Origin of the sequence: Achromobacter pulmonis, from assembly GCF_021733725.1 — a bacterium.
Lineage (GTDB): Bacteria > Pseudomonadota > Gammaproteobacteria > Burkholderiales > Burkholderiaceae_B > Achromobacter > Achromobacter pulmonis.
Genome location: NZ_JAIFOT010000001.1, coordinates 1,596,812 through 1,620,955, shown reverse-complemented (window position 1 = coordinate 1,620,955; position 24,144 = coordinate 1,596,812). Strand labels below are relative to the sequence as shown.

General features: G+C 66.1%; 19 protein-coding genes. 13 read left to right on the top strand and 6 right to left on the bottom strand.

Annotated elements, in window-relative coordinates; genetic code table 11:
- Positions 1-75 precede the first annotated feature (75 nt).
- On the top strand, positions 76-1,413 hold the full coding sequence (locus K2W61_RS07440; protein WP_175140289.1) for a purine-cytosine permease family protein: 1,338 nt from the start codon (positions 76-78) through the stop codon (positions 1,411-1,413).
- Between the two features lie 76 nt (positions 1,414-1,489).
- Here the strand turns inward: K2W61_RS07440 and K2W61_RS07435 are convergent, their stop codons facing one another.
- From K2W61_RS07435 to K2W61_RS07425, 3 genes are all read right to left on the bottom strand, one after another.
- The gene (locus K2W61_RS07435; RefSeq protein WP_175140288.1) at positions 1,490-2,956 is read right to left on the bottom strand and encodes a glutamate synthase subunit beta; all 1,467 of its coding nucleotides are present in this window, start codon (positions 2,954-2,956) and stop codon (positions 1,490-1,492) included.
- Between the two features lie 8 nt (positions 2,957-2,964).
- Positions 2,965-7,704, bottom strand: a complete 4,740-nt coding sequence (locus K2W61_RS07430; RefSeq protein ID WP_175133360.1) for a glutamate synthase-related protein — start codon at positions 7,702-7,704, stop codon at positions 2,965-2,967.
- A gap of 357 nt (positions 7,705-8,061) precedes the next feature.
- Complete coding sequence (locus tag K2W61_RS07425; protein ID WP_175133359.1) at positions 8,062-8,862, bottom strand: hypothetical protein; 801 nt, start codon at positions 8,860-8,862, stop codon at positions 8,062-8,064.
- Positions 8,863-9,097: 235 nt separating this feature from the next.
- Between K2W61_RS07425 and fghA the strand changes: the two genes are divergently transcribed.
- The 3 genes from fghA to rpoH all read left to right on the top strand — a co-directional run bounded on the left by fghA (position 9,098) and on the right by rpoH (position 11,802).
- Positions 9,098-9,961, top strand: a complete 864-nt coding sequence (gene fghA, locus K2W61_RS07420) for an S-formylglutathione hydrolase (protein WP_175133358.1) — start codon at positions 9,098-9,100, stop codon at positions 9,959-9,961.
- A 96-nt stretch (positions 9,962-10,057) separates the two neighbouring features.
- The gene (locus K2W61_RS07415) at positions 10,058-10,747 is read left to right on the top strand and encodes a hypothetical protein (RefSeq protein ID WP_175140285.1); all 690 of its coding nucleotides are present in this window, start codon (positions 10,058-10,060) and stop codon (positions 10,745-10,747) included.
- 170 nt (positions 10,748-10,917) lie between these two features.
- Positions 10,918-11,802 (top strand): RNA polymerase sigma factor RpoH, encoded by an 885-nt coding sequence (rpoH, locus tag K2W61_RS07410; RefSeq protein ID WP_236755354.1) that lies wholly within the window; start codon positions 10,918-10,920, stop codon positions 11,800-11,802.
- 323 nt (positions 11,803-12,125) lie between these two features.
- Here rpoH and cpdA read toward each other — a convergent pair whose 3' ends face one another.
- Positions 12,126-12,968 (bottom strand): 3',5'-cyclic-AMP phosphodiesterase, encoded by an 843-nt coding sequence (cpdA, locus tag K2W61_RS07405; RefSeq protein ID WP_175133355.1) that lies wholly within the window; start codon positions 12,966-12,968, stop codon positions 12,126-12,128.
- A gap of 188 nt (positions 12,969-13,156) precedes the next feature.
- On the opposite strand from cpdA, the gene K2W61_RS07400 reads away from it, so the two are divergent.
- Positions 13,157-15,928, top strand: coding sequence for a cation:proton antiporter (locus K2W61_RS07400; RefSeq protein WP_175133354.1), 2,772 nt, complete (start codon positions 13,157-13,159; stop codon positions 15,926-15,928).
- Between the two features lie 21 nt (positions 15,929-15,949).
- Here K2W61_RS07400 and K2W61_RS07395 read toward each other — a convergent pair whose 3' ends face one another.
- Positions 15,950-16,756 carry an NUDIX hydrolase gene (locus K2W61_RS07395; RefSeq protein WP_236755353.1) on the bottom strand — a complete coding sequence of 269 codons (807 nt, stop codon included), beginning with the start codon at positions 16,754-16,756 and terminating at the stop codon, positions 15,950-15,952.
- 292 nt (positions 16,757-17,048) lie between these two features.
- On the opposite strand from K2W61_RS07395, the gene coxB reads away from it, so the two are divergent.
- The 5 genes from coxB to K2W61_RS07370 all read left to right on the top strand — a co-directional run bounded on the left by coxB (position 17,049) and on the right by K2W61_RS07370 (position 21,221).
- Entirely contained in the window at positions 17,049-18,206 is a 1,158-nt protein-coding gene (coxB, locus tag K2W61_RS07390) for a cytochrome c oxidase subunit II (RefSeq protein ID WP_175133352.1), read from the top strand.
- Between the two features lie 98 nt (positions 18,207-18,304).
- Positions 18,305-19,912: a cytochrome c oxidase subunit I gene (gene ctaD / locus K2W61_RS07385; RefSeq protein ID WP_049070636.1), complete on the top strand. Its 1,608-nt coding sequence runs from the start codon at positions 18,305-18,307 to the stop codon at positions 19,910-19,912.
- A 35-nt stretch (positions 19,913-19,947) separates the two neighbouring features.
- Complete coding sequence (locus K2W61_RS07380; protein WP_020925592.1) at positions 19,948-20,076, top strand: cytochrome oxidase small assembly protein; 129 nt, start codon at positions 19,948-19,950, stop codon at positions 20,074-20,076.
- A 6-nt stretch (positions 20,077-20,082) separates the two neighbouring features.
- The gene (locus K2W61_RS07375; protein ID WP_006388094.1) at positions 20,083-20,307 is read left to right on the top strand and encodes a DUF2970 domain-containing protein; all 225 of its coding nucleotides are present in this window, start codon (positions 20,083-20,085) and stop codon (positions 20,305-20,307) included.
- Positions 20,308-20,345: 38 nt separating this feature from the next.
- Positions 20,346-21,221 (top strand): cytochrome c oxidase subunit 3, encoded by an 876-nt coding sequence (locus tag K2W61_RS07370; RefSeq protein ID WP_175133351.1) that lies wholly within the window; start codon positions 20,346-20,348, stop codon positions 21,219-21,221.
- A 162-nt stretch (positions 21,222-21,383) separates the two neighbouring features.
- Here K2W61_RS07370 and K2W61_RS07365 read toward each other — a convergent pair whose 3' ends face one another.
- On the bottom strand, positions 21,384-21,584 hold the full coding sequence (locus tag K2W61_RS07365; protein WP_006388096.1) for a twin transmembrane helix small protein: 201 nt from the start codon (positions 21,582-21,584) through the stop codon (positions 21,384-21,386).
- Between the two features lie 36 nt (positions 21,585-21,620).
- Between K2W61_RS07365 and K2W61_RS07360 the strand changes: the two genes are divergently transcribed.
- Genes K2W61_RS07360 through K2W61_RS07350 form a run of 3 tightly spaced genes read left to right on the top strand, consistent with a single transcriptional unit; the run spans position 21,621 to position 24,135 of the window.
- Positions 21,621-22,418: an SURF1 family protein gene (locus tag K2W61_RS07360; RefSeq protein ID WP_236755352.1), complete on the top strand. Its 798-nt coding sequence runs from the start codon at positions 21,621-21,623 to the stop codon at positions 22,416-22,418.
- 45 nt (positions 22,419-22,463) lie between these two features.
- On the top strand, positions 22,464-23,078 hold the full coding sequence (locus K2W61_RS07355) for an SCO family protein (protein ID WP_236755351.1): 615 nt from the start codon (positions 22,464-22,466) through the stop codon (positions 23,076-23,078).
- Positions 23,079-23,100: 22 nt separating this feature from the next.
- Positions 23,101-24,135 carry a COX15/CtaA family protein gene (locus K2W61_RS07350; RefSeq protein ID WP_236755350.1) on the top strand — a complete coding sequence of 345 codons (1,035 nt, stop codon included), beginning with the start codon at positions 23,101-23,103 and terminating at the stop codon, positions 24,133-24,135.
- Positions 24,136-24,144: the final 9 nt, after the last annotated feature.

The following is a 24,144-nucleotide window of genomic DNA, read 5'->3' as shown; positions in this document are numbered from 1 at the left end:
GCTTTTCCCGTTTCACATGCTGCATGCCGTACCCGTCCGCGTTCCGCGGTTCTTCAGCACGTCAGGAGAGCCTCCATGGCCAACCTTGCTTCCAGCTCCTCATCCTCCGACCGGGACACCTCCCTGGCCACCGTAGCCGATGCCGACCGCATGGGCCGATTCCCGCTCACCATGGCCTGGTGGGCCGTCTGTAGCGCCATCTTCTACATCGTGGTCGGGGCCACGCTGGCGCTCAACTACGGCGCCCGCAACGCCATCATCGGCATGGTGCTGTCGGTGATCTCCTATGGCCTGATCAACGCCGTGATCTCGCGTTACGCGATACGCACCGGCCAATCGGTGGCGCTGTTCTCGCGCACCGTGTTCGGCACCTCGGGCGCGGCGCTGGCCACCCTGATCTTCTTCGCCACCGCCATTTACTACGCGGTGTTCGAAGGCTCGGTGATGGCGGTCGCCGCGCACCACATGTTTCCCGCCGTGCCCTATTGGGCGTTCGCGTTGATGGTGGTCATCTACAGCGTGCTGCTGATCTTCGGCAGCGTGCAGCGCTGGCTCGACAAGTTCAACGGTGTGCTGCTGCCGTTCTACCTGGGCGGCCTGCTGCTGGCGGTGGCGCTGGCCACGCGCGAATATGGCTACAGCGACGCCTGGCTGGCCTTTGGCCCGGCCGGCGGGCCGGTGGCGGGCGGCTGGTGGGATGCCTATGTGTACTACATGGGCGTATGGATCCTGATGATGTTCACCTTCGACTACGCGCGCTTCGGCCGCCGCGAGGACGCGCGCTACCATGGCCGCTACAACTTCGGCATGCCGTTCTACCTGGTCACCTTCCTGCTCAACGGCGTGGCCGGGATCTACCTGGTCAGCATCATCCCGGGCGACGGCGCCCTGAGCGAAGTGTCGGTGGTGCTGGCATTGCTCAAGCTGATGGGGCTGGGCGGCCTGTTCTTCGTCTGGGTGACGCAGACCCGCATCAATACCGCCAACTATTACCTGGCCACCATCAACATGCAGGCCTTCTTCGCGCGCTTCGGCCTGGGCGGTCCGTCCAAGGCGGTGTGGGCGGTGATCGTGGGCCTGGTGTCGTATGCGCTGATGCTGTTCGACGTGTTCGCGTATCTGCTGCAGGCGCTCGCCTATCAGGGCATCTTCGTGGTGGCGTGGGTCGCGGTGGCGCTGGTGCACATTCTGGCGGCCGGCGATGCGCCCGAGGCGGCGGGCGGCGCCAGCGCCTATAACCGCAGTGGCCTGGGCGCCTGGTTCGCGGGGGCGGTCAGCGGCCTGGCGCTGATGCATGTGAACGGGCTGGCCGCCACGTTCGCGGCGCCGGCCAGCTTCGCGGTGGCGGGCCTTGTGTACTGGCTCGCGCGTGCCGCGGTGTCCGGGCCGCGCCTGCAGCGCGGCGGCGCGTGAACCCGGGGATCGGCGTCCCGGATGCATGAAAAAGGCCGGGCCTCGCGAGAGGCCCGGCCTTTTTCGAGGGGCGCGATCAGCGCGGCAGTTCGCTCGACCCCATCAGGTAGGCGTCCACCGAGCGCGCGCACTGGCGGCCTTCACGGATCGCCCAGACCACCAGCGACTGGCCGCGGCGCATGTCCCCGGCGGTGAAGACCTTCTCCACGTTGGTGCGGTAGTCGTCGGTGTTCGCACGCACATTGCCGCGCGCGTCGCGGTCGACACCGAAAGCGTCCAGCACGGTCTGCACCGGCGACACGAAGCCCATGGCCAGCAACACCAGGTCGGCCTTGATCTCGAATTCCGAGCCTTCGACCTCGCGCATCTTCATCTGGCCGGTCGAGTCGTCCTTGAACCACTCGACGCGGGCGCCGACCAGTTTCTCGACCTTGCCATTGCTGCCCTTGAGCAGTTTGGTGGTCACCGACCAGTCGCGTTCGCAGCCTTCCTCGTGCGAGGACGAGGTGCGCAGCTTCAGCGGCCAATAGGGCCAGGTCATGGTCTTGTTCTCGGACTCGGGCGGCTGCGGCAGCAGTTCGAACTGCGTGACCGACGCGGCGCCGTGGCGGTTGCTGGTGCCGACGCAGTCGGAACCGGTGTCGCCGCCGCCGATCACCACCACGTGCTTGCCCTTGGCCAGCGTCTGGTTGGCCAGGCGGTCGCCGGCCACGGCCTTGTTCTGCTGGCGCAGGAAGTCCATGGCGAAGTACACGCCCGACAGCTCGCGGCCCGGCACCGGCAGGTCGCGCGGGGTTTCCGAGCCGCCGCTCATCACCACGGCGTCGAATTCGGCCAGCAGCGATTCGGGCGTGCGCACGGTCAGGCCGTCGGCCACCGGGTCGGACGGGTTGCCGATGTAGGTCGAGGGCGCGAATTCCACGCCTTCGGCTTCCATCTGCGAAATGCGGCGGTCGATCTGGTGCTTTTCCAGCTTGAAGTCGGGGATGCCGTAGCGCAGCAGGCCGCCGATGCGGTCGCTCTTCTCGAACAGCGTCACGGAGTGGCCGGCGCGCGCCAACTGCTGCGAGCAAGCCAGGCCGGCCGGACCCGAGCCGACCACGGCGACCTTCTTCCCGGTCTTGCGCGCCGGCACTTGCGGCACGACCCAACCTTCTTCCCAGCCCTTGTCGATGATGGCGTGCTCGATGGACTTGATGCCCACGGCGTCGCTGTTGATGTTCAAGGTACAGGCGGCTTCACACGGCGCCGGACAGATGCGGCCGGTGAACTCCGGGAAGTTGTTGGTGGAGTGCAGCACGTCCAGCGCGCGGCGCCAGTCCTGCTTGTACACCAGGTCATTCCAGTCGGGGATGATGTTGTTGACCGGGCAGCCGTTGTTGCAGAACGGGATGCCGCAGTCCATGCAGCGCGCCGCCTGCTGCTTGGCCTGGTCGTCGGTCAGGTGCAGAACGAATTCGCGCCAGTTCTTCAAGCGCTTCTGCGGGGCCTCGGCGGCCTCCTGCAGGCGCTGATATTCCATAAAGCCGGTAATCTTTCCCATGGTATCCCTCACGCAGCCAGTTGTTGCGGGTTGGCTGCACGCCACATTTCACCCAATGCGCGGCGGTAGTCCGTCGGCATGATCTTTACGAATTTGCCGCGCGAGGCCTCCCAGTCGCCCAGGATTTCGCGGGCGCGGAAGCTGCCGGTGTAGCGGAAGTGGTCTTCCACCAGGCGGCGCAGGATGGCTTCATCGGTTTCGCGCTCGCCGCCGCGCTGCGCGCTGTGCCAGACGTCGATGTTGTTCTGGGCCTGTTGCTCGGCATGCGGCAGCACGGGTTCCAGTTCGACCATCGACAGGTTGGCGCGCTGCTTGAGCGTGCGTTCCGGATCCCACACGTAGGCCACGCCGCCCGACATGCCGGCGGCGAAGTTGCGGCCGGTGGCGCCCAGCACCACCACGGTGCCACCCGTCATGTATTCGCAGCCGTGATCGCCAGTGCCTTCCACCACGGTGGCGGCGCCCGAGTTGCGCACCGCGAAGCGTTCGCCGGCCACGCCGTTGAAGAAGGCCTCTCCCGCCAGCGCGCCGTACAGGACGGTGTTGCCGGCGATGATGTGGTCGGGGCCGAAGCCGCGGAAATCATTGGGCGAACGCACGATGATGCGGCCGCCCGACAGGCCCTTGCCGACGTAGTCGTTGCCCTCGCCCACCAGATCCATGGTGATGCCGTGCGCCAGGAACGCGCCGAAACTCTGGCCGGCGGTGCCGTTGCACTGGATGTGGATGGTGTCATCGGGCAGGCCGTCGTGGCCGTAGCGCGCCGCCACCGCGCCCGACAGCATGGCGCCGATGGTGCGGTTGCGGTTGCGCACCGGCACGATGAACGAGACCTTCTCGCCCCGTTCCAGCGCCGGTTTGCTGCGTTCGATCAACTGGTGATCCAGCGCGCCGGCCAGGCCGTGATCCTGCGTTTCGGTCTGGCGCACGTCGGCGTCGGACTGGGTCTGGTGGAACACGCGGGTGAAGTCCAGGCCCTGCGCCTTCCAGTGGGACACGCCCGAGCGCATGTCGAGCAGATCGGCGCGGCCGATCAGGTCGTCGAACTTGCGGATGCCCAACTGGGCCATGATTTCGCGCACTTCCTCGGCGATGAAGAAGAAGAAGTTGACGACGTGTTCGGGCTTGCCCTGGAACTTCTTGCGCAGTTCCGGATCCTGCGTGGCCACGCCCACCGGGCAGGTATTCAGGTGGCACTTGCGCATCATGATGCAGCCTTCGACGACCAGCGGGGCCGTGGCGAAGCCGAATTCGTCGGCGCCCAGCAGCGCACCGATGACGACGTCGCGGCCGGTCTTCATCTGGCCGTCGGCCTGCACGCGGATACGGCTGCGCAGGCGGTTCAGCACCAGCGTCTGCTGGGTTTCGGCCAGGCCCAGTTCCCACGGCGTGCCCACATGCTTGATGGACGACACCGGCGAGGCGCCCGTGCCGCCGTCATGGCCGGCGATCACGACGTGGTCGGCCTTGGCCTTGGCCACGCCCGCGGCCACCGTGCCGACGCCGACTTCCGACACCAGCTTGACCGAGATCGAGGCCTTGGCATTGACGTTCTTCAGGTCGTGGATCAGCTGCGCCAGGTCTTCGATCGAGTAGATGTCATGGTGCGGCGGCGGCGAGATCAGGCCCACGCCCGGCACCGAATAGCGCAGCTTGGCGATGTATTCCGAGACCTTGTGGCCGGGCAACTGGCCGCCTTCGCCGGGCTTGGCGCCCTGCGCCATCTTGATCTGGATCTGGTCGGCCGACGACAGGTATTCGGCGGTGACGCCGAAGCGGCCCGAGGCCACCTGCTTGATCTTCGAGCGCAGCGAGTCGCCCTTCTTGAGCGCGACATCCGCTTCGATACGATCCGAGCCCAGCACCGAGGCCAGCGTGTCGCCGTCCTTGATGCCGCTGCGGCCGTCGCGCATTTCGGCGCGGTAGCGCAGTTCGTCCTCGCCGCCTTCGCCGGTGTTGGACTTGCCGCCGATGCGGTTCATGGCCACGGCCAGCACCGAGTGCGCTTCGGTCGAGATCGAGCCGAGCGACATGGCGCCGGTGGCGAAGCGCTTGACGATTTCCTTGGCCGGTTCGACGTCATCGAGCGGGATGGCGCGCGACGGATCGAAGCGGAACTCGAACAGGCCGCGCAGCGTCATGTGGCGGCGGCTCTGGTCGTTGATGATCTGCGCGTACTCTTTGTACGTGCGGTAGTTGTTGGCGCGCGAGGCGTGCTGCAGCTTGGCGATGGAGTCGGGCGTCCACATGTGCTCTTCGCCACGCACGCGGTAGGCGTATTCGCCGCCCGCATCCAGGTCGTTGGCCAGGACCGGGTCGCTGCCGAACGCGGCGCGATGCTGGCGCAGCGCTTCCTCGGCCACCTGGAAAATGCCAATGCCTTCGATGTTGGAGGCGGTGCCGGTGAAGTACTTGTTCACCAGACTGCTCTGCAGGCCGACCGCTTCGAAGATCTGCGCGCCGGTGTACGACATGTAGGTGGAGATGCCCATCTTGGACATCACTTTGTTCAGGCCCTTGCCGATCGCCTTGATGAAGTTCTTGACGGCCTTGTCCGGGTCGTTCATCTTGCCCAGCGATTCCAGCGCCAGGTAGGGGTGGATGGCTTCGGCGCCGTAGCCGCCCAGCAGCGCGAAATGATGCACTTCGCGGGCCGAGCCGGTTTCCACCACCAGGCCGGTGTTGGTACGCAGGCCGGCGCGGATCAGGTGCTGGTGCACCGCCGAGGTGGCCAGCAGCGCCGGAATCGCCACGCGTTCGCTATCGACCAGGCGGTCGGACACGATCAGGATGTTGTAGCCGCTTTGCACCGCGTCCACGGCGCGCGCGCACAGCGCCGCCACGCGGGCTTCGATACCCTCGGAGCCCCAGGCCGCCGGATAGGTGATGTCGAGTTCGTAGCTGCGGAATTTCTTGCCCGTCACCTGCTCGATGTCGCGGATCTGCGCCATGGCGGCGAAGTCCAGCACCGGCTGCGACACTTCCAGGCGCAGCGGCGGATTGACGTTGTTGATGTCCAGCAGGTTGGGCTTGGGGCCGATGAACGACACCAGCGACATCACCATCTGCTCACGGATCGGGTCGATCGGCGGGTTGGTGACCTGGGCGAACAGCTGGCGGAAATAGTTGTAGAACGGCTTGGCGCGGTCGGACAGCACAGCCAGCGGGGCGTCGTTGCCCATCGAGCCGATCACTTCCTCGCCGGTCGAGGCCATCGGTTCCAGGATGAACTTGTAATCTTCCTGGGTCCAGCCGAAAGCCTGCTGGCGATCCAGCAGCGACACCGACGATTGCGTGGCGACAGCGGCCTGGCGCGGGGCCGGCAGCGACTCCAGCTTGATCTGCAGGCGCTCGATCCATTGGCGGTACGGCCGGCTGTTGGCCAGTTGCAGCTTGATCTCGGCGTCGTCGATGATGCGGCCCTGTTCCAGGTCGATCAGGAACATCTTGCCCGGCTGCAGGCGCCACTTCTTGACGATGCGGTTCTCGGGAATCGACAGGGTGCCGGCTTCCGAGGCCAGGATGACCATATCGTCGTCCGTCACCAGGTAGCGGGCCGGGCGCAGGCCGTTGCGGTCGAGCGTGGCGCCGATCTGGCGGCCGTCGGTGAAGGCGACCGCGGCGGGGCCGTCCCACGGCTCCATCATGGCGGCGTGGTATTCGTAGAAAGCGCGGCGGCTTTCGTCCATCTGCGTGTGCTGCTCCCAGGCTTCCGGGATCATCATCATCATGGCGTGGGCCAGCGAATAGCCCGAGTTCACCAGCAGTTCGAGGCAGTTGTCGAACGTGGCGGTGTCCGACTGGCCTTCGTAGACGATGGGGTACAGCTTCTTCAGGTCGTCGCCCAGCACCGCCGACTGCATCATGCCTTCGCGGGCGCGCAGCCAGTTGAAGTTGCCCTTGACCGTATTGATTTCGCCGTTGTGGGCGATCATGCGGTACGGGTGGGCCAGCGGCCAGGCCGGGAAGGTGTTGGTCGAGAAGCGTTGGTGCACCAGCGCCAGGGCCGACACGGTGCGCGGGTCGGCCAGGTCGCGGTAGTAGCGGCCGACCTGGTCGGCCAGCAGCAGGCCTTTGTAGACCACGGTGCGCACCGAGGCCGAGGGCACGAAGTATTCCTTGCCATGCGCCAGGTGCATGTTCTGGATGGCGTGGCTGGCGGTCTTGCGGATCACGTACAGCTTGCGCTCGAGCGCGTCCGGCACCATCACGTCGGCGCCGCGGCCGATGAACAGCTGGCGGATCACGGGTTCGCAGTCGCGCACGGTGGGCGACATCGGCATGTCGACGTCCACCGGCACGTCGCGCCAACCCAGCACAACCTGGCCTTCGGCGCGCACCGAGCGTTCCAGCTCCTGCTCGCAGGCCAGGCGCGAGGCGGTTTCCTTGGGCAGGAACACCATCGCCACGCCATACTCGCCGGGCGGCGGCAGCGTGACGCCATGCTGCGCGAACTCGTCGCGGTACAGCGTATCGGGAATCTGGATCAGGATGCCGGCGCCGTCGCCCATCAGCTTGTCAGCGCCCACCGCGCCGCGGTGATCCAGGTTTTCCAGGATCTTCAGGCCTTGCTGGATGATGGCGTGGCTTTTCTTGCCCTTGATATGCGCCACGAAACCCACGCCACAGGCGTCATGTTCGTTCTTGGGGTGGTACAGGCCCTGGGCAGGCGGCAGACCGATGCGGCTGGCATCGATCGGGGTCGCCTTGGGGGTGGGACAGGAATCGTTCGGAAGGATTTGGGGCATGGCGTGCTCCGCAGTAAAGACTGCGTTCTAATGTTGCAGTGCAGGATCGGACAATACCCCCACGCGCAGTAGGGCGCAACAGAAACATACGGGGTGTGACCCTATTTAATTAGGCGCACTGCCATAGGGCATTAATATAGGGACATAGCAACTGGCGCGCCAATAAAGGCTGTCCAGACCCATGGGGTCTCCCGGGTCGGTTCCGGGTAGGTGGAATCCCTATTTCCCTCTTTATGTGTCCCTGTTTATTGTGATGCTTTTTGGCTGCGGGAACGGCCTCGCGGCGCGCGGGATGGGTGTGCCCTCCCGCCACGGGCGGGTCGGGCAGGCATGAAAAAAGCGCCCGAAGGCGCTGTGTCAGGATGCGGAGCTGGAACCGGCGCCCGGGCCGGGCCCGTTGCCGTTGCCGGCTGGCGGCGCCGGCGTGGTGGCCGGGGGCGTGTCGGTATCGGCGCCGGCTGGCGCGGCGGGTTTCTTGCGCGGACGCCCCCGCTGGCCGGGCGCCACGCGCCGGCTGGCGGTATGGGCCAGGCTGGCGATGAAGCTCGGGCCGCCCAGCGCCCATTGGCCGGAGACGGCCTGGTCGATGCGCTGCGATTCCTCGCGCGACAGGCCATCCTGCAGGCGCTTGCGGTAATTGGCCTGGCGGTCGAACGGCGTGTTGCCGCAGGCCCAGTAGTCGGCGTGGTCGGACTGCCATTGCGCCGGCGCGGCTGTTGTATTGCCGGTGTGGCTGGAGGCCGATGACCAAGGCCAGGAGTCGGGATCCTGCGACGCGCCGCTGCGTACCGGGTAGGTTTCCAGCCAGACCAGCGCGGGCAGCACCCAGGCGCCGGGTTCGAGCAAGGCCGAGCGGTAGCGGCCGGCAAACACCCGCCCGCCACGCAGGCGCGCGGCCAGGTTGCGGCCCAGGGTCTGCATCAGGCGCGGCAGGCCCTCTTCGTCGGCCGGCGTCGCGAGCAGCAGAATGCGATCGTTGGCCAGCAGCCAGCCGTGCACTGAGACGCGATGGCGCTGGGCGGATTCGCCCAGCCACGTGGCGAGCTGGTTGAGGATATCGGCCGGGGCGGGCTGCGACGGCGCCGCCAGCGGCTGGATGAAATTGGCCTGCACCAGTTGGGGCAGCCCAGGGGCGTACAGACGGGGCAGACGGGCCATAGTGTCAGGGCTTGCGCTTCCAGAAGAACGGGTTGTCTTCTCTCACGTATATAAATAGTGCCACGGTGGACGCTGGTCAAGCCCCGTAAGCACAATATGGGCACGGAATCGATACTTTTTGTGGGAAGGACTCCGTTTCGGGCAGGTTAACATTCGGCGACGGATCGTCGTACCGTGGATATACCCTAATCCCGCCCGAATTTTTCTTCCTATTTCAGACCCGGAGACCCCTGCCATGCCCGCCGCCCTGGAACTCATTTCCCAGCATCGTTGTTTCGGCGGCTCGCAGCGCTATTACCGCCACGACTCGGCCGAGATCGGCCTGCCGATGCGGTTCTCGGTGTTCGTGCCGCCCCAGGCCGAGCAGGGGCCGGTGCCGGTACTGTTCTATCTGGCCGGCCTGACCTGCACCGAGGAAACCTTCATGATCAAGGCTGGCGCCCAGCGCCTGGCGGCCGAGCTCGGTGTCATGCTGGTGGCGCCCGACACCAGCCCCCGCGGCGCCAACGTGCCCGGCGAGGATGAAAGCTGGGATCTTGGCACCGGCGCCGGCTTCTACCTGGATGCCACCACCGGCCCCTGGCGCGATCATTACCGCATGGACAGCTACGTGACGCGTGAACTGCATGCCATCGTCACTGGCGTCCTGCCCGGCGATGCGGCGCGGGTCGGCATCTTCGGGCATTCGATGGGCGGTCATGGCGCCCTGGTGCTGGCGTTGCGCAACCCGGGCAAGTTCCGGTCGGTCTCGGCCTTCGCGCCGATCGCCGCGCCCAGCCAATGCCCCTGGGGCAAGAAGGCATTCGGCGCCTACCTAGGTGACAAGCCCGACGATTGGGCCGCCTATGATGCGTCGGCGCTGATGCGCGGCCTGCGCCAGCCGTTTCCCGCGGGCATCCTGGTCGACCAGGGCACGGCCGACCAGTTCCTGGCCGAGCAGTTGTATCCCGAGGTATTCGAGGCGGCCTGCGCCGCCGCCGGCCAGCCGCTGGCGCTGCGCCGCCAGGAAGGTTACGACCATGGCTATTACTTCATCTCGACCTTCATCGAGGATCACATCCGGTTTCACGTCGAGCGGCTTGGAAAACCGGCGGGCTGATGCCTCGCTTCTATACTGGGCGGCCTGCCGTGGCAGGCCCGCGACGCCTGGCGTCCGGGGCCCGACCACGGCGTTCCCCGCATAGGATCGCCTGATTTGATCAACGGAATCGCTCCCTTCGTCTGGATCTTGCTGGCCGCGGTGGTCGTATTCCTGCCGGGCCTGGCGATGCTGTTGGGCCGCGGCGGCCCGCGTGACGAGCGCGGCCGGCGTACCTTCCAGTTCCGCCCGGTGCGGCGCCTGTTCGGCCTGATGCTGCTGCTACTGGGCGGGGTGTCGGGGTTGCTGGCGTTGTCGCTGGTGCAGTTCTTCCGCCTGACCGCCGACGAACCCGTGGCCCGCATCGAGGTGCGCCAGCAGGCTGAGGGTCAGTTCCTGGTCAATGCCAGCGCGTCAGGCGTGGGCGACAAGCCGTACGTGCTCTACGGCGACCAGTGGCAGATCGATGCGCGGGTGGTGCGTTGGCGTCTGCCGGCCCTGATGGCCGGCGCGCCGCCGCTGTACCGCCTGGAACGCCTGTCGGGCCGCTACAGCGACGCCGCGCGCGAGGCATCGGCCACCCGATCCGTCCATGCGCTGGATGACTGGCCGGCGCCGGACCTGGGTTCGCTCAAGCAGCGCTTTCCGAACTGGTTCCCGTTCGTCGATGTCCAATTTGGCAGCGCGGCCTATATGCCGCTGTTCGACGGCGCGAAGTACCAGGTCTATATGGATCCCCGTGGCGCGTTGTTCGTGCGTCCGGACGGCGAGGCCACCGCGGCCGGCCTGAAACGGCTGGGCTGGTAGGCGCAAGCTCCCGGCCGGCGCAGGTCCGGCAACCGGTGTGGATTTAAAATAGGGACATACCGGAAAAACGAAACTTTGACGCGCCGCAATAGTCGAATTAGCACTCCCTTTGCTAGAGTGCTAACATCGAATCCATGTCTTTACCCCTTCGCTTTCCGGAGACCGCCGCAATGAAGCAACCCAGTACCTCGTTGGCCACTTCCGGCAACGCCCTGGCGTTGGCCATCGCCAATCCGGGCGCACTTGGCACCATTGATGCCTACATCTCGGCCGTGAACCGCCTGCCGGTGTTGTCGGCCGAACGTGAAACCGAACTCGGTCGCCGCCTGCGCGACAGCGAAGACCTGGGCGCGGCGCGCGAGCTGGTGCTGTCGCACCTGCGCCTGGTGGTGTCGGTGGCGCGCCAGTACCTGGGCTACGGATTGCCCCATGCCGACCTGATCCAGGAAGGCAATGTCGGCCTCATGAAGGCCGTCAAGCGCTTCGATCCCGAGCGCGGCGTGCGCCTGGTGTCGTTCGCCGTGCACTGGATCAAGGCCGAAATCCACGAATACATCATCCGCAACTGGCGCCTGGTCAAGGTGGCGACCACCAAGGCCCAGCGCAAGCTGTTCTTCAATCTGCGCCGCATGCGCCCGGACGGCCAGACGCTGGATCCGGACCAGGTCGATCACATCGCGCGCGAACTCAACGTGCGCCGCGAAGACGTCAGCGAAATGGAAGTGCGCATGTCCGGCCGCGACATGTCGCTCGAAAACCAGGACGACGATGACGACAGCTTCGCGCCCATCGCCTACCTGTCCGACGACGGCCGCCAGGAACCGACCCGCGTGCTGGAACGCGCCGCGCGCGACCAGTTGCAGAGCGCGGGGCTGTCGAGCGCGCTGGAAGCGCTGGACCCGCGTTCGCGCCGCATCGTCGAAGCCCGTTGGCTGCAGGATGACGGTGGCGCCACGCTGCATGAGCTGGCACAGGAATTCGGCGTGTCGGCCGAGCGTATCCGCCAGATCGAAGCCGCCGCGTTGAAGAAGATGCGTGGCAGCCTGGCTGCCTGATTCCTCGCTGCAAGCATGCCAAGGGCCGCGATCGCGGCCCTTTTCTTTTGCGGTGACACAGGCGTGGCGCCGGGGACGGGCGCCGCCGGGGCCGTTGTAGCGTCAAGCCAATAAATTGATACAAATTCACCCCGAATTAACGCGCGTTTTCAGAAACTTAATGGAGCACGCGCCGCCTAACTTCACGTAGACCGCGAACTTTGGTTGGCAGTCTTGTCATCCGTCTCGGCTTCTCCTCTTTCCCCTCCCCTATGAGACGGATGCTTGCGGGGCACCACGCATATGGTGCCCCGTTTTTTATGCGCGCGCGCAGCGTGCGGCGCTCAAGCCGCCCGCATGCTGTCCGGATCGGGTTGCGTGGCCGTGTGCCACAGCGCATCCTGCACGCGCCGCACGCCGGTGGCCATGGAACCGTCCTGGTAGAGCTTGATCCAGCGGTAGCCGGGCGCCAGGTTGTCGACCACGTGCTTGCCGTCGCGGATGCTGAACTGGAAGCAGGTGGACGGCGTGGCCAGCATGCGCAGGTTGTGGCGGCGGCGGTCGAATTCATGGTGCACATGGCCCCACAGCAGCACGCGCACTTGCGGCCAGCGCGTCAGCAACTTGAACAGCGCCTGCGGGTTGTCGATCATCATCGAGTCATGCCAGTGACTGTCGATCTGCATGGGGTTGTGGTGCATGGCCAGCAAGGTATGCCGGCCGGGCGCTGCGGCCAGCGCGGCTTCCAGCAGATCCAGTTGGCTGTCGGGCAGGTGCCCGGCGTTCGAGCCGGGCACGGTGGTGTCCAGCGAAACCACGCGCCAGGCGCCCACGTCGCTGACCGGGGCCGACCAGTCGGGCAGTTCCTGGCGCATGGCGGCGGGCAGGTCATGGTTGCCGGGCAGGCAGCGGATCCGGGCGCCCTCCAGCGCGGGCGCGGCGCCCAGCATGGCGGCCAGGCGCCGGTAGGCCGCGGGCTCGCCGTCCTGGGACAGGTCGCCGGTCGCCAGCAGCAGGTCGGGGTGCTTGCCGTCGGCTTCGATCTGGCGCAGCACCGCGCGCAGGCTGGCGTCGGTGTTGACGCCCAGCATCACCGTGTCGGGTTCGCCGAACAGATGGCAATCGGTCAATTGGACGAGCATGGCCGGGGCATCGTTGCGGCGGGCCAGGGTGTGGACGCGTGCCAAGTGCGGCTCCTGCGAAGTTTGTGCACGGGCTCCTACCTTACCGAAAAAACGCGTCCCGGCGCGCATCGGGCGGCGCGATCGGGGTAACGAAACGTGCACCGTCATGGCCGCTCGCCGGAATCGGCCGGAAACCCGCTATTCTTGTGAAACTTCTCACAAGCTTCATGATCGGGACGCGGGCGTTTTCCATGGATGTAGGGTTTCTCGTATTCGGCCTGGCCGGTCTCCTCACCCTGGTGTGCTTCATGCCGCCGCTGGCCGGCCGCCTCAAGCTGCCGTATTCGGTGCTGCTGGCGATCGTCGGTTGCCTGCTGGGGATCGTCGTGCATCTCCATGGCTGGGCGCCCAGCTGGATTGCCGATTTCCTCGACTCGCTGGAACGCTTCGAGATTTCCTCCGAGACCTTCCTGATGGTGTTCCTGCCGGTGCTGCTGTTCGAGACCGCGCTGGCCATGAACGTACGGCGCCTGATGGACGATATCGGCCCGATCCTGATGATGGCGATTGTGGCGGTGGTGGTATGCACCGTGGTGGTCGGGGTGACGCTGGACGCCATTTCTTCCTATGGCCTGGTGGTGTGCCTGCTGCTGGGCGCCATCGTGGCCACGACCGACCCGGTGGCCGTGGTCGGCATTTTCCGCGAAGTGGGCGCGCCCAAGCGGCTGACCACGCTGGTGGAAGGTGAAAGCCTGTTCAACGACGCCGCGTCCATTGCCCTGTATTCGGTGCTGCTGGCTGTGCTGGGTGGTCATGGCGAACTCAGTGTCAGCGGCATTTTCAATGACTTCATCGTGCACTTCATCGGCGGCGGCATCGCCGGCTACGCCATGGGGCGGCTGGCTTGCTTCCTGTTTGCCTGGCTGCGCGGCTTTCCCACCGCCGAGATCACGCTGACCCTGACGCTGGCCTACCTGTCTTTCTTCATCTCCGAGCACTACCTCAATGTGTCGGGCGTGGTCGCCACGGTGATCGCCGGCCTGGTGGTCGGGTCGACCGGCCGTACCCGCATGTCGCCAACTACCTTCGAGTACCTGTCGAGTGCCTGGGAACAGTTCGGCTTCTGGGCCAACTCCCTGATCTTTCTGTTCGCGGCCATGTTGATCCCCAAGCTGATGGCGGCGGCCGACTGGCAGGAACTGGTGCTGGTGGCGGTGGTGTTCGTGGCGACGCTGGTGGCGCGCGCCATCGTGGTATTCGGCCTGCTGCCGCTGCTGGGCCTGACCCGGCTCGGCACCAAGGTCAGCAATCCCTATAAGGCGGTGATGCTGTGGGGCGGCCTGCGCGGCGCGGTGTCGCTGGCGTTGGCGCTGGCCGTGACCGAGCAGACCGGTGTACCCGAAGAGGCGCGCCAGTTCATCGCCGTGGCCACCACCGGCTTCGTGTTGCTGACGCTGTTCGTCAATGGCATCAGCCTGCGGCCGCTGATCCGCATGCTGGGGTTGAACCAGTTGTCGCCGGTCGAACGCACCATCCGCAACCAGGCGCTGGCGGTGGCGCTGGAAGACCTGCAGGGCAAGACCGACGAGGTGGCCAAGACCGAGCATATCGGCACGGAAGTGCGTGATCGCATCCGCGCCGTGTTCGATGCCAGCCTGACCAGCGTGCACGATGGTCAGGTCAGCCAGATGAGCGACGAACAGCGCGTGGCCGTCGGGCTGGCGATCGTGGCGCAGCGCGAGGAAGAAATGTTCTTCGATATCCTCAAGGCGCAGATCGTCGACTGGCGCATGGCGGAAACGCTGCTGGCGCGGGCCGAACGCCTGGAGGATGCGATCCGCATGGGCGGGGTGGCGGGCTTCGAGCGCGCCATCGTCGCCGATGTACGCTATTCCACCGCGTTCCGGCTGGCCCTGCGGCTGCACTACCTGTTCGGCTTCCAGGGCTGGCTGGCGCGCGAGCTGGGCCAGCGTTTCGCCAACCTGATGAGCAAGCGGTCGGTGGCGCAGCGCCTGATCGTGTTCGCGCGCGAACAGATTTCACCGTTGTTGGGCGAGACCGCCACGCAGCGCATCGTGGCGCTGCACCAGCGCCGGCTGGACCTGATCGAGAACGCCATGCAGGCCCTGAACCTGCAGTATCCGTCGTATGCACAGTGGCTGCAGGAGAGCTATCTGGGCCGGGTGGCGCGCGAGCTGGAGCGGATCCGCTACCGCGACATGCTCGAGCAGTTCCTGATCAGCGGCGAAGTGTACGCCGACCTGATGGCGCAATTGGAGAGCCGCTGGGCTCATATCGACACCCATCCGCCGCTGGACATCGAAATGAGCGCGGCCGACCTGATCAAGCGCGTGCCATTGTTCGAGGGGCTGTCGGCTGATTCGCTGCGCGCCATCAGCAAGCTGCTCAAGCCGCGCCTGTCGCTGCCCGACCAGCGTGTGCTGACCAAGGGCCGGCATGGCGAGGAAATGTGTTTCGTGGCCTCGGGCGCGGTGGCGGTGCACCTACCGGACAACACCATGATCGAGCTGGGCAGCGGCGAGTTCTTCGGTGAACTTGGCCTGCTGGGCGAGCAGCAGATCGCGCCCGAGGTGACATCACTGGGTTACAGCAAGCTGTTGATGCTGTCATCGCGCGATTTCCATGCCCTGTTGGCGCGCGATGAGCACCTGCGCGAGCGCATCCAGGTGGTGGCCAAGCAGCGCTTGCGCGCCATCGAGGTCTGGAAACAATTCTCGCAGGCGAACAACGCGGCGGCGGCGCCGCAGGCGCCCGTGCCATCGCCGGCGCAGGCGGCGGAAGCGGCCGAAGCGGCGGGGGCGACGGCCGACAGCGAGCTCGACACGCGGGCGGTGCAGGCGCTGCGGGCGGTCGAGCCGGGCGTGTCGGCGGCCCCCTCGGCCGCGCCACAGGCTGCCGATGCGCGGCCGGTCATGCCGCAGCAGGTCGAGACGCGCCAGGCCGGGGCGCGCGCAGTCGATCCGCGCGACGCGGAAGCGGCGCCGGGAAGCGCCAGCGCCTGATGGCGGGCCGCGCGCGCCGGCTCAGATTTCGCCGGCCGCGCGGCGCTGCATGATGTCTTCGATGATCACCAGGGCCGCTTCCAGCGTGAATTCGCCCTCGGCCACGCGCCGCACCACCGTATCGACGTCGGCGGCGGCGATCTCCATGACTTCGCCGTCGCGGTTGGCGGGGCGGGCGTCGGCCGCCAGCACGCAGGTGCTGGTGAGCACATCCTCGACCTGGTAACCCTCGGGCAGGCGGCGATGGATACGCAGGATGGTGCGCAGCGGCGAGCGCTGCGCCAGGTCCGGCGCGTCCAGGCCGGCTTCCTCGCCGCATTCGCGCACCAGCGCCGCGTCCAGGGATTCGCCGCTGCCGGCCAGTCCGCCCACCAGGGTGTCCCACATGCCAGGGTCGGTGGATTTGCTGAGCGCGCGCCGGGCGATCCAGATGCGGCCGTCCGGGGTCCAGGCGTTCAGGTGCACGGCCTTGGTCAGCAGGCCCAGCGGCCGCACCGCGGCGCGCTCGATGACGCCGAGCGCGGTGTCGCCGTCCAGCACGTCCAGCAATTCATCGCGCCAACCGCGCAGGCAGTTGGCTTGGCGCAACAGTTGCGCGGCCTGTTCCAGCACGGCGTCGAGCGCCGCGCCGGGGGGCAGGGCCGCGCCGATGCGCAGCGCGTCGGCGTCGGCCTGGATGTGGGCGGCGCCTTGCAACGCGTCACAGGCCGCATGCGTGGCCCAGCCGCAGCGGCGCCCCGCTATATATAGCGCGTGCGCGCCGACGGGGGCGGGTTCCTGGGCGCGGGCGCCCAGGGCGGCATACAGATCGGACAGCTGTTTGGGCATCTTGAGGCGCTGTTAATAAGACTGTCCGCGATTTTATGCCACCCCTGTTTACCCTGGTGCGCAACGGACGCGCGCAAATGGGGGCGGCCGGTATGAATTCAAGAGCACAAACTTACATCCATTTGCGCGTCCGCTATAATCCGCCAGTTTCTTTGTGATTTCGAGTGGGAACGCGGGGGCCGCTCTATCTCCCCCTGCCTAACCCTGCCATCTAATAATTGCGCGTAGTCCTGTTCAGTGACATCCGTGCCACTAGGCGACAAGGGCCCTCGCGCCGTGTTTCGAGGTAAGCATGAAGAAGTGGAGAGGGATACTGGGCGCTTGTGCGCTGCTGATTGGCAGCGCGGCCATTGCCCAGGTGCAGGACATGCCCGGCGGCCCGAAGGTCAATCAGCTGAACCTGCATGAAGGCGTCACGCAAATCACGCGTGATGTGATGTGGTTGCACTGGCTGTTGCTCACGATCTGTATCGTGATTTTCGTCGGCGTCTTCGGAGTGATGTTCTACTCCATCTGGGCGCACCGGAAATCGCGCGGACACAAGGCCGCGACCTTCCACGAGCACCTCGGCGTGGAAGTGGCCTGGACGGTCATCCCCTTCATCATCGTCATCGCCATGGCGTTGCCGGCCACCAAGACGGTCGTCGCCATGAAAGACACTTCCAGCGCCGACCTGACCGTCAAGGTCACCGGCTACCAGTGGAAGTGGGGCTACGAATACCTCGATGGCCCCGCCGCCGGCGTCAAATTCCTCGCCACCCTGTCGACGCCGCGCGCCCAGATCGAAGGCCGCGAGCCCAAGGGCGAGTTCTACCTGATGGAAACGGACAACCACATGGTGGTGCCCGTGGACAAGAAGGTGCGCGTGGTCCTGACCGCCGCCGACGTCATCCACTCGTGGATGGTTCCGGACTTCGGCGTCAAGCAGGATGCGATCCCCGGTTTCCTGCGCGATGCCTGGTTCCGCGCCGAAAAACCCGGCATCTACCGTGGCCAGTGCGCCGAACTGTGCGGCAAGGACCACGCCTTCATGCCCATCGTCGTGGAAGTCCTGGCGCAAGCGGACTACGATAAGTGGGTTGAGGACCAGAAAAAGAAGATGGCGGCAAACGCCGACGATCCCAATAAAGAGTGGACGGAAGCCGAACTGGTTGCCCGTGGCGAGAAGGTCTTCGCCGCCAATTGCGTGGCCTGTCACCAGGCCAACGGCAAGGGCATCCCGGGCAGTTTCCCCGCCCTCGATGGAGACAAGGTTGTGCTGGGCCCGAAAGACGTCCAGATCAACACCGTGCTGAAGGGCAAGCCCGGCACCGCCATGGCGGCGTTCGGTCCCCAGCTCAATGATGTCGAGATCGCCGCGGTCATCAGCTATACGCGCCATGCCTGGAGCAATGCCGGCAAGGGGCAGGACCCGACAGTGATGCCGAAGGACGTGGCGGCCGCGCGTTGATCGCGCCCGCTTCCCAACGCAGAGCTGGTTCCGTTTAGTCAGAGATACCCTGCCGGTTCCGTGGAACGGGGCCGGCACTCAGCAGGAAGGAGTCCATCATGAGCAGCGTCACTGTAGACCACGTGTCGCCGGGCCACGGCCACGGTCACGATGACCACCACCACGCCACCCCCACCGGCTGGCGTCGCTGGCTTTTCGCCACCAATCACAAAGACATCGGGACGATGTATCTCATCTTCTCGTTCGTCATGCTGCTCGAAGGCGGCACGCTGGCGCTGCTGCTGCGTACCGAGCTGTTCGAGCCGGGCCTGCAGTTCTTCCGCCCCGAGCTGTTCAACCAGTTCACCACCATGCACGGCCTGATCATGGTGTTCGGCGCCATCATGCCGGCCTTCGTGGGCTTCGCCAACTGGATGATCCCGATGCAGATCGGCGCGTCCGACATGGCCTTCGCGCGCATGAACAACTTCAGCTTCTGGCTGCTGCCGGTGGCCGCGATCATGCTGACGGCGTCGTTCTTCGTGCCGGGAGGCGCCACCGCCGCCGGCTGGACGCTGTACGCGCCGCTGTCGCTGCAGATGGGCCCGGGCATGGACCTGGCCATCTTCGCCATGCACATCATGGGCGCGTCCTCGATCATGGGCGCCATCAACATCATCGTGACCGTGCTGAACATGCGCGCGCCCGGCATGACGCTGATGAAGATGCCGCTGTTCTGCTGGACCTGGCTGATCACCGCCTTCCTGCTGCTGGCCGTGATGCCGGTGCTGGCCGCCGCCATCACCATGGTGCTGACCGACCGCCACTTCGGCACCGGCTTCTTCAACGCCGCCGCCGGCGGCGACCCGGTGCTGTACCAGCACGTGTTCTGGTTCTTCGGGCACCCCGAGGTCTACATCATGATCCTGCCGGCGTTCGGCATCGTGTCGGCCATCGTGCCCGCGTTCGCCCGCAAGAAGCTGTTCGGCTATGCCTCGATGGTATATGCCACCGCCTCGATCGCCGTGCTGTCGTTCATCGTCTGGGCCCACCACATGTTCACCACCGGCATGCCGGTGACCGGGCAACTGTACTTCATGTACGCCACCATGCTCATCTCCATTCCGACCGGAGTGAAGGTGTTCAACTGGGTTGCCACCATGTGGCGCGGTTCGATGACGTTCGAGACGCCGATGCTGTTCTCGATCGGCTTTATCTTCGTGTTTACGATGGGCGGCTTCACCGGCCTGATCCTGTCGGTCGCGCCGATCGACATCCAGGTGCATGACACCTATTACGTGGTGGCCCACTTCCACTACGTGCTGGTGGCCGGCTCCCTGTTCGCGCTGTTCGCCGGCACCTACTACTGGCTGCCCAAGTGGACGGGCCGCATGTACAGCGAAAAGCTGGGCAAGCTGCACTTCTGGTCGACGCTGATCTCGTTCAACGTGACCTTCTTCCCGATGCACTTCCTGGGCCTGGCCGGCATGCCGCGTCGCTACGCCGACTACGCTGCGCAGTTCACGACGTTCCACCAGATCGCCACCATCGGCGCTTTCTGGTTCGGCCTGTCGCAACTGATCTTCCTGTGGGCGGTGCTGCGCTGCTACATGGGCAAGGGCGAAAAGGCCACGGCCAAGCCGTGGGAGGGCGCCGAAGGGCTGGAATGGACGGTGCCGTCGCCCGCGCCATTCCACACCTTCGAGACGCCGCCCGAAGTCAAGTGAGCGCCGATTCCAACCCCGTAACAGGCAGCATGGCCATGACACCCGAGCAGCGCCGACGCAACAAGATCGCAGGACTGGTTCTGCTGGTATTCGTCATCGCCGTGTTCGCCTGGACCGTGTTCCGCGGTTCGGCGCTGCTGGCGGGCAAGGCCATTGGCGGATAGCGAGCCATGAGCGACGACCTGCGTGAATCCGCCCAGCGCAAGCTGAGCTTCTTCCAGACGATGAAGGCGGTGGCGTGGGGATTTTTTGGCGTCCGCAAGGGCGCGGGCTATCGCGAGGACAGCGCCAGGCTCAATCCCGTCCATGTGATCGTGGCGGGGTTGCTGGCGGCGGCGATCTTCGTGGCCGTGCTGGTGTTAATTGTGCGTTGGGCGGTATCCAGCCTGACTTGAATCACTTAATTCTATAAATCAGTACCAGGGAGAAAGCCATGAGTGCAAGCCACTCGGTTCAAGGTAAAGAGGCACCCTATTACTTCGTGCCCGCCGACTCGGGCCACCCCGTGCGCACGGCCGTGGCGCTGCTGTTCATGGGCCTGGGCGCCGCGGGCTGGATCAACGGCGTGAGCTGGGCCAAATGGTCGGTGCTGGCCGGCTTCATCGGGCTGATCGTGGTGCTGTATTACTGGTTCGGCGATGCCATCCAGGAGTCCGAGGCCGGCCTGAACAGCAAGCGCATCGACGGCTCCTACCGCTGGGGCATGAGCTGGTTCATCTTCTCGGAAGTGATGTTCTTCGCGGCGTTCTTTGGCGCCCTCTGGTACGTGCGCACCATCACCACGCCGTGGCTCGGCGACATGGACCACCGCCTGATGCTGTGGCCCGACTTCCAGGCGGTGTGGCCCAACCTAGGCCCGGCCGGCGTGGTCGAGCCCTTCCAGACCGTGGGCCCGTTCTGGCTGCCGACCATCAACACCGCGCTGCTGCTGAGCTCGGGCGTGACGCTGACCATCGCCCACCACGCGCTGCGCGAGAACCACCGCGGCAAGACCATGTTCTGGCTGGCCGCCACGGTCATCCTGGGTTTCATCTTCGTGGCCTGCCAGGCCGCTGAATACCACCACGCGTACACCGAGCTGAACCTCAAGTTCAACTCGGGCGCCTACGGTTCGCTGTTCTACATGCTGACCGGCTTCCATGGTTTCCATGTGATTCTGGGCGCCACGATGCTGACGGTCATTCTGATCCGCCTGATGCGCGGCCATTTCCGGCCCGATCATCACTTCGGCTTCGAGGGCGCCGCCTGGTACTGGCACTTCGTGGACGTGGTGTGGCTGGGCCTGTATCTGTTCGTCTACTGGTTCTAAGACGCGGGGCCCGGCAGCGCCGGGCCGATCCGCCGGACGGGGCGAGGCTGGCGGGCCGCCGGGAAACCGGCGCCACGGGCCTCGCCCTTCGCTTGCTGGCGGTCCGTGTTCCAATACGGCTGGACCGCGAGGCGCGGACCGGGGAACCGGCCGCGCGCGGGCCTATCTAAAACCGGTGCTTTCGATCCAGCCCATGTGGTGGGCGAACAGCACGAACAGGAACAGGGCCACCGACAGGCCGATGCGCACCGTCAGCGCATTGACCGTGCGGTTGGTGCTGCCTTTGTCCCGCATCAGGTAGACCAGGGCGGATGCCAGACTGGCCAGGATACCGATGAAGGCCAGTACGACGAAAACGCGCATGATGGTCTCCGGACAAAATCGATTGATTCAAGACAAATGGCCCGACCGCATTCAACCCGCTACACGGTAGCCGCTTTGCTCCTGCTGGGGATCGCCGTGGTGATCCTGGCCTCGCTGGGCCAATGGCAGCTGCGGCGGGCCGACGAGCGACGCGACATTCTGGCGGCTATCGAAGCCGGCCGCAAGCAAGCGCCCTTGGCGCTGGCGCCGTCGACCGCGCCGGCCGCCATGAAACCGTGGCGCGTGGCCGAGGCCCGCGGCACCTGGCTGCCCGAGTTCAGTGTACTGCTGGACAACCGCAACCACGACGGCAAGCCCGGCTACTGGCTGGCCACGCCGCTGCTGCTGGATGCCGGCAGCCGCAGCGCGGTGCTGGTGCTGCGCGGCTGGCTGCCGCGGGTGATCCAGGGCCAGGGCGCGCCGGTGCTGCCGGCCACGCCCGAGGGCGTGCAGACCATCAAGGGCGAGCTGTCGCCACGCGTGCCGCGCATGTTTGAATTGTGGTCGCTGGGCGGCCAGGACGCCTCCAGCCTGCCGGCCAGACTGCCCGCGGCCGGCGGCGCGGCGCCGCAGGTGCAGAACCTGCCGCTGGACGCCTATGCAAAGGCCACCGGCTTGACGCTGCTGCCCACCGTGATGAGCCAGTTCGGCAACGGCGAGGACGACGGCCTGGTGCACGACTGGCCGCAACCGTCGGTGAATTTCCAGCAGAACACGGTGTACGCCGTCGAATGGTTCTCCTTTGCCTTGTTTGCCGCCATTGCCTGGCTGGTGGTGCTGGGGGGCGCCATCAAGCGCATGCGCCAACGCGGGGCCGACCATCCGGCGGCCTGACCCCCTTTTCCGACAACAGAATCCATGACCCACGTGGCTCGCGACATGACTGCTTCCCAACCCGCCCGGCGCTCGCTGATGCCGATGGTGCTGGTGTTCCTGTGCACGCTGGCGCCGATCGTGGCGGCCTTCGTGGTCTATATGAACCCGCAATGGTGGCCGGCTGACGCCAGCAACTATGGCCAACTGATCGAGCCGCAGCGGCCGATGCCGGCGCCCGAGGCGCTCAAGCTGACCACGCTGGACGGCAAGCCGTTCGACCTGGGGAGCCTGAAGGGCAAGTGGCTGCTGGTGGCGGCCGACGGCGCGGCCTGCCCTGAAAGCTGCGCCCGCAAGCTCTACATCACCCGCAACACCCACGCCAGCCAGGGCAAGAACGTCGACCGCCTGGCGCGGGTCTGGTTCATCACCGACGACGGCCCGGTGCCGGACAAGGTGCTGCAGGCCTACCAGGGCACGGTCATGCTGCGCGCCGATCCCGATCAGTTGGCGCGTTTCCTGCTGGCGCGCGACAGCGCGGCCGGTCAACCCGGGCTGGCGCAACCGATCTGGGTGATTGATCCCCTGGGCAACCTGATGATGCAGTATCCCGCCGACGCCGACGGCGTGAAGGTGCGCAAGGACATCAGCAAGCTGGTCTATAACTCGCGCATCGGTTGAATCGGTTATTCAGTTGGTTTCCATGGAACGCATCAAAGCGCGGTATCGCAAACTCGTCTTCTTCACCTGGTTCCTGACGCTGGACCTGATCATGTTCGGCGCCTTCGTGCGCTTGACGGATTCGGGCCTGGGCTGCCCGGACTGGCCCGGCTGCTATGGCAATGTCACCCCGCTGGGGGCGATCGGCGACATCCACCAGGCCTCGCAGGCCATGCCGTTCGGCCCGGTGACGCTGTCCAAGGCCTGGATCGAGATGATCCACCGCTATGTCGGCTCGATCCTCGGTATGCTGATCATCGGCATCGTCTACATGGCGTGGCGCTACCGGCGCGAGCTGGGCCGTTCGCCGGCCCTCGCAGTGACCACGCTGGTGGCGGTGTGCGTGCAGGGCGCGTTCGGCGCCTGGACCGTGACGCACAAACTGATGCCCGCCGTGGTTACGGCGCACCTGGTATTCGGTCTGTCGGTGCTGGCGCTGATGACCTGGCTGTCGGCGCGCGAGCGGCCGCACCACGCCGTGGCCGCCGCGGCGCGGCGTTTCAAGCCCTGGGTGGTGGGCGGTTTCATCCTGCTGCTGATCCAGGTGACGCTGGGCGGCTGGGTCAGCACCAACTACGCGGCCCTGGCCTGCATGGACTTCCCCATGTGCCACGGCAAGTGGGTGCCGGACATGGACTTCCATGGCGGCTATTCGATCATCCGCGGGCTGGGCGAACTGCCGTCCGGCGAGATGATCTCGCAGCCGGCGCTAACGGCGATCCACTGGGTGCATCGCAATTTCGCCTTCGTCGTGTTCGCCTACCTGGGCGTGCTGGCCTGGCGCCTGCGCGCCGACCGCGGACTGCGCGGCCCGGCCACGCTGATGCTGGCTCTGCTGGGCGCGCAACTGCTGACAGGGCTGACCACCATCTTCTTCCAGTGGCCACTCTTGATCGCGGTGTTGCACAATGGCGGGGCGGCTGGCCTGACGCTGGCCGCCGTGGTGTTGATGGTGCGCCTGTCCACCGCGGGCGCGGCGCCGGCCGGGGGCTACGGCCCCAATTCGGTGCGCGTTTAAAATAGGGTC

Bases quoted from the DNA above. Each gene is read 5' to 3' on its own strand.
- K2W61_RS07350 (WP_236755350.1), top strand. From the start codon at position 23,101: ATGGAACGCATCAAAGCGCGGTATCGCAAACTCGTCTTCTTCACCTGG.
- K2W61_RS07380 (WP_020925592.1), top strand. From the start codon at position 19,948: ATGACACCCGAGCAGCGCCGACGCAACAAGATCGCAGGACTGGTTCTG.
- K2W61_RS07360 (WP_236755352.1), top strand. From the start codon at position 21,621: ATGGCCCGACCGCATTCAACCCGCTACACGGTAGCCGCTTTGCTCCTG.
- K2W61_RS07435 (WP_175140288.1), bottom strand. From the start codon at position 2,956: ATGGGAAAGATTACCGGCTTTATGGAATATCAGCGCCTGCAGGAGGCC.
- K2W61_RS07425 (WP_175133359.1), bottom strand. From the start codon at position 8,862: ATGGCCCGTCTGCCCCGTCTGTACGCCCCTGGGCTGCCCCAACTGGTG.
- K2W61_RS07400 (WP_175133354.1), top strand. From the start codon at position 13,157: ATGGATGTAGGGTTTCTCGTATTCGGCCTGGCCGGTCTCCTCACCCTG.
- K2W61_RS07430 (WP_175133360.1), bottom strand. From the start codon at position 7,704: ATGCCCCAAATCCTTCCGAACGATTCCTGTCCCACCCCCAAGGCGACC.
- K2W61_RS07375 (WP_006388094.1), top strand. From the start codon at position 20,083: ATGAGCGACGACCTGCGTGAATCCGCCCAGCGCAAGCTGAGCTTCTTC.
- rpoH (WP_236755354.1), top strand. From the start codon at position 10,918: ATGAAGCAACCCAGTACCTCGTTGGCCACTTCCGGCAACGCCCTGGCG.
- ctaD (WP_049070636.1), top strand. From the start codon at position 18,305: ATGAGCAGCGTCACTGTAGACCACGTGTCGCCGGGCCACGGCCACGGT.
- K2W61_RS07395 (WP_236755353.1), bottom strand. From the start codon at position 16,756: ATGCCCAAACAGCTGTCCGATCTGTATGCCGCCCTGGGCGCCCGCGCC.
- coxB (WP_175133352.1), top strand. From the start codon at position 17,049: ATGAAGAAGTGGAGAGGGATACTGGGCGCTTGTGCGCTGCTGATTGGC.
- fghA (WP_175133358.1), top strand. From the start codon at position 9,098: ATGCCCGCCGCCCTGGAACTCATTTCCCAGCATCGTTGTTTCGGCGGC.
- K2W61_RS07370 (WP_175133351.1), top strand. From the start codon at position 20,346: ATGAGTGCAAGCCACTCGGTTCAAGGTAAAGAGGCACCCTATTACTTC.
- K2W61_RS07355 (WP_236755351.1), top strand. From the start codon at position 22,464: ATGACTGCTTCCCAACCCGCCCGGCGCTCGCTGATGCCGATGGTGCTG.
- K2W61_RS07440 (WP_175140289.1), top strand. From the start codon at position 76: ATGGCCAACCTTGCTTCCAGCTCCTCATCCTCCGACCGGGACACCTCC.
- K2W61_RS07365 (WP_006388096.1), bottom strand. From the start codon at position 21,584: ATGCGCGTTTTCGTCGTACTGGCCTTCATCGGTATCCTGGCCAGTCTG.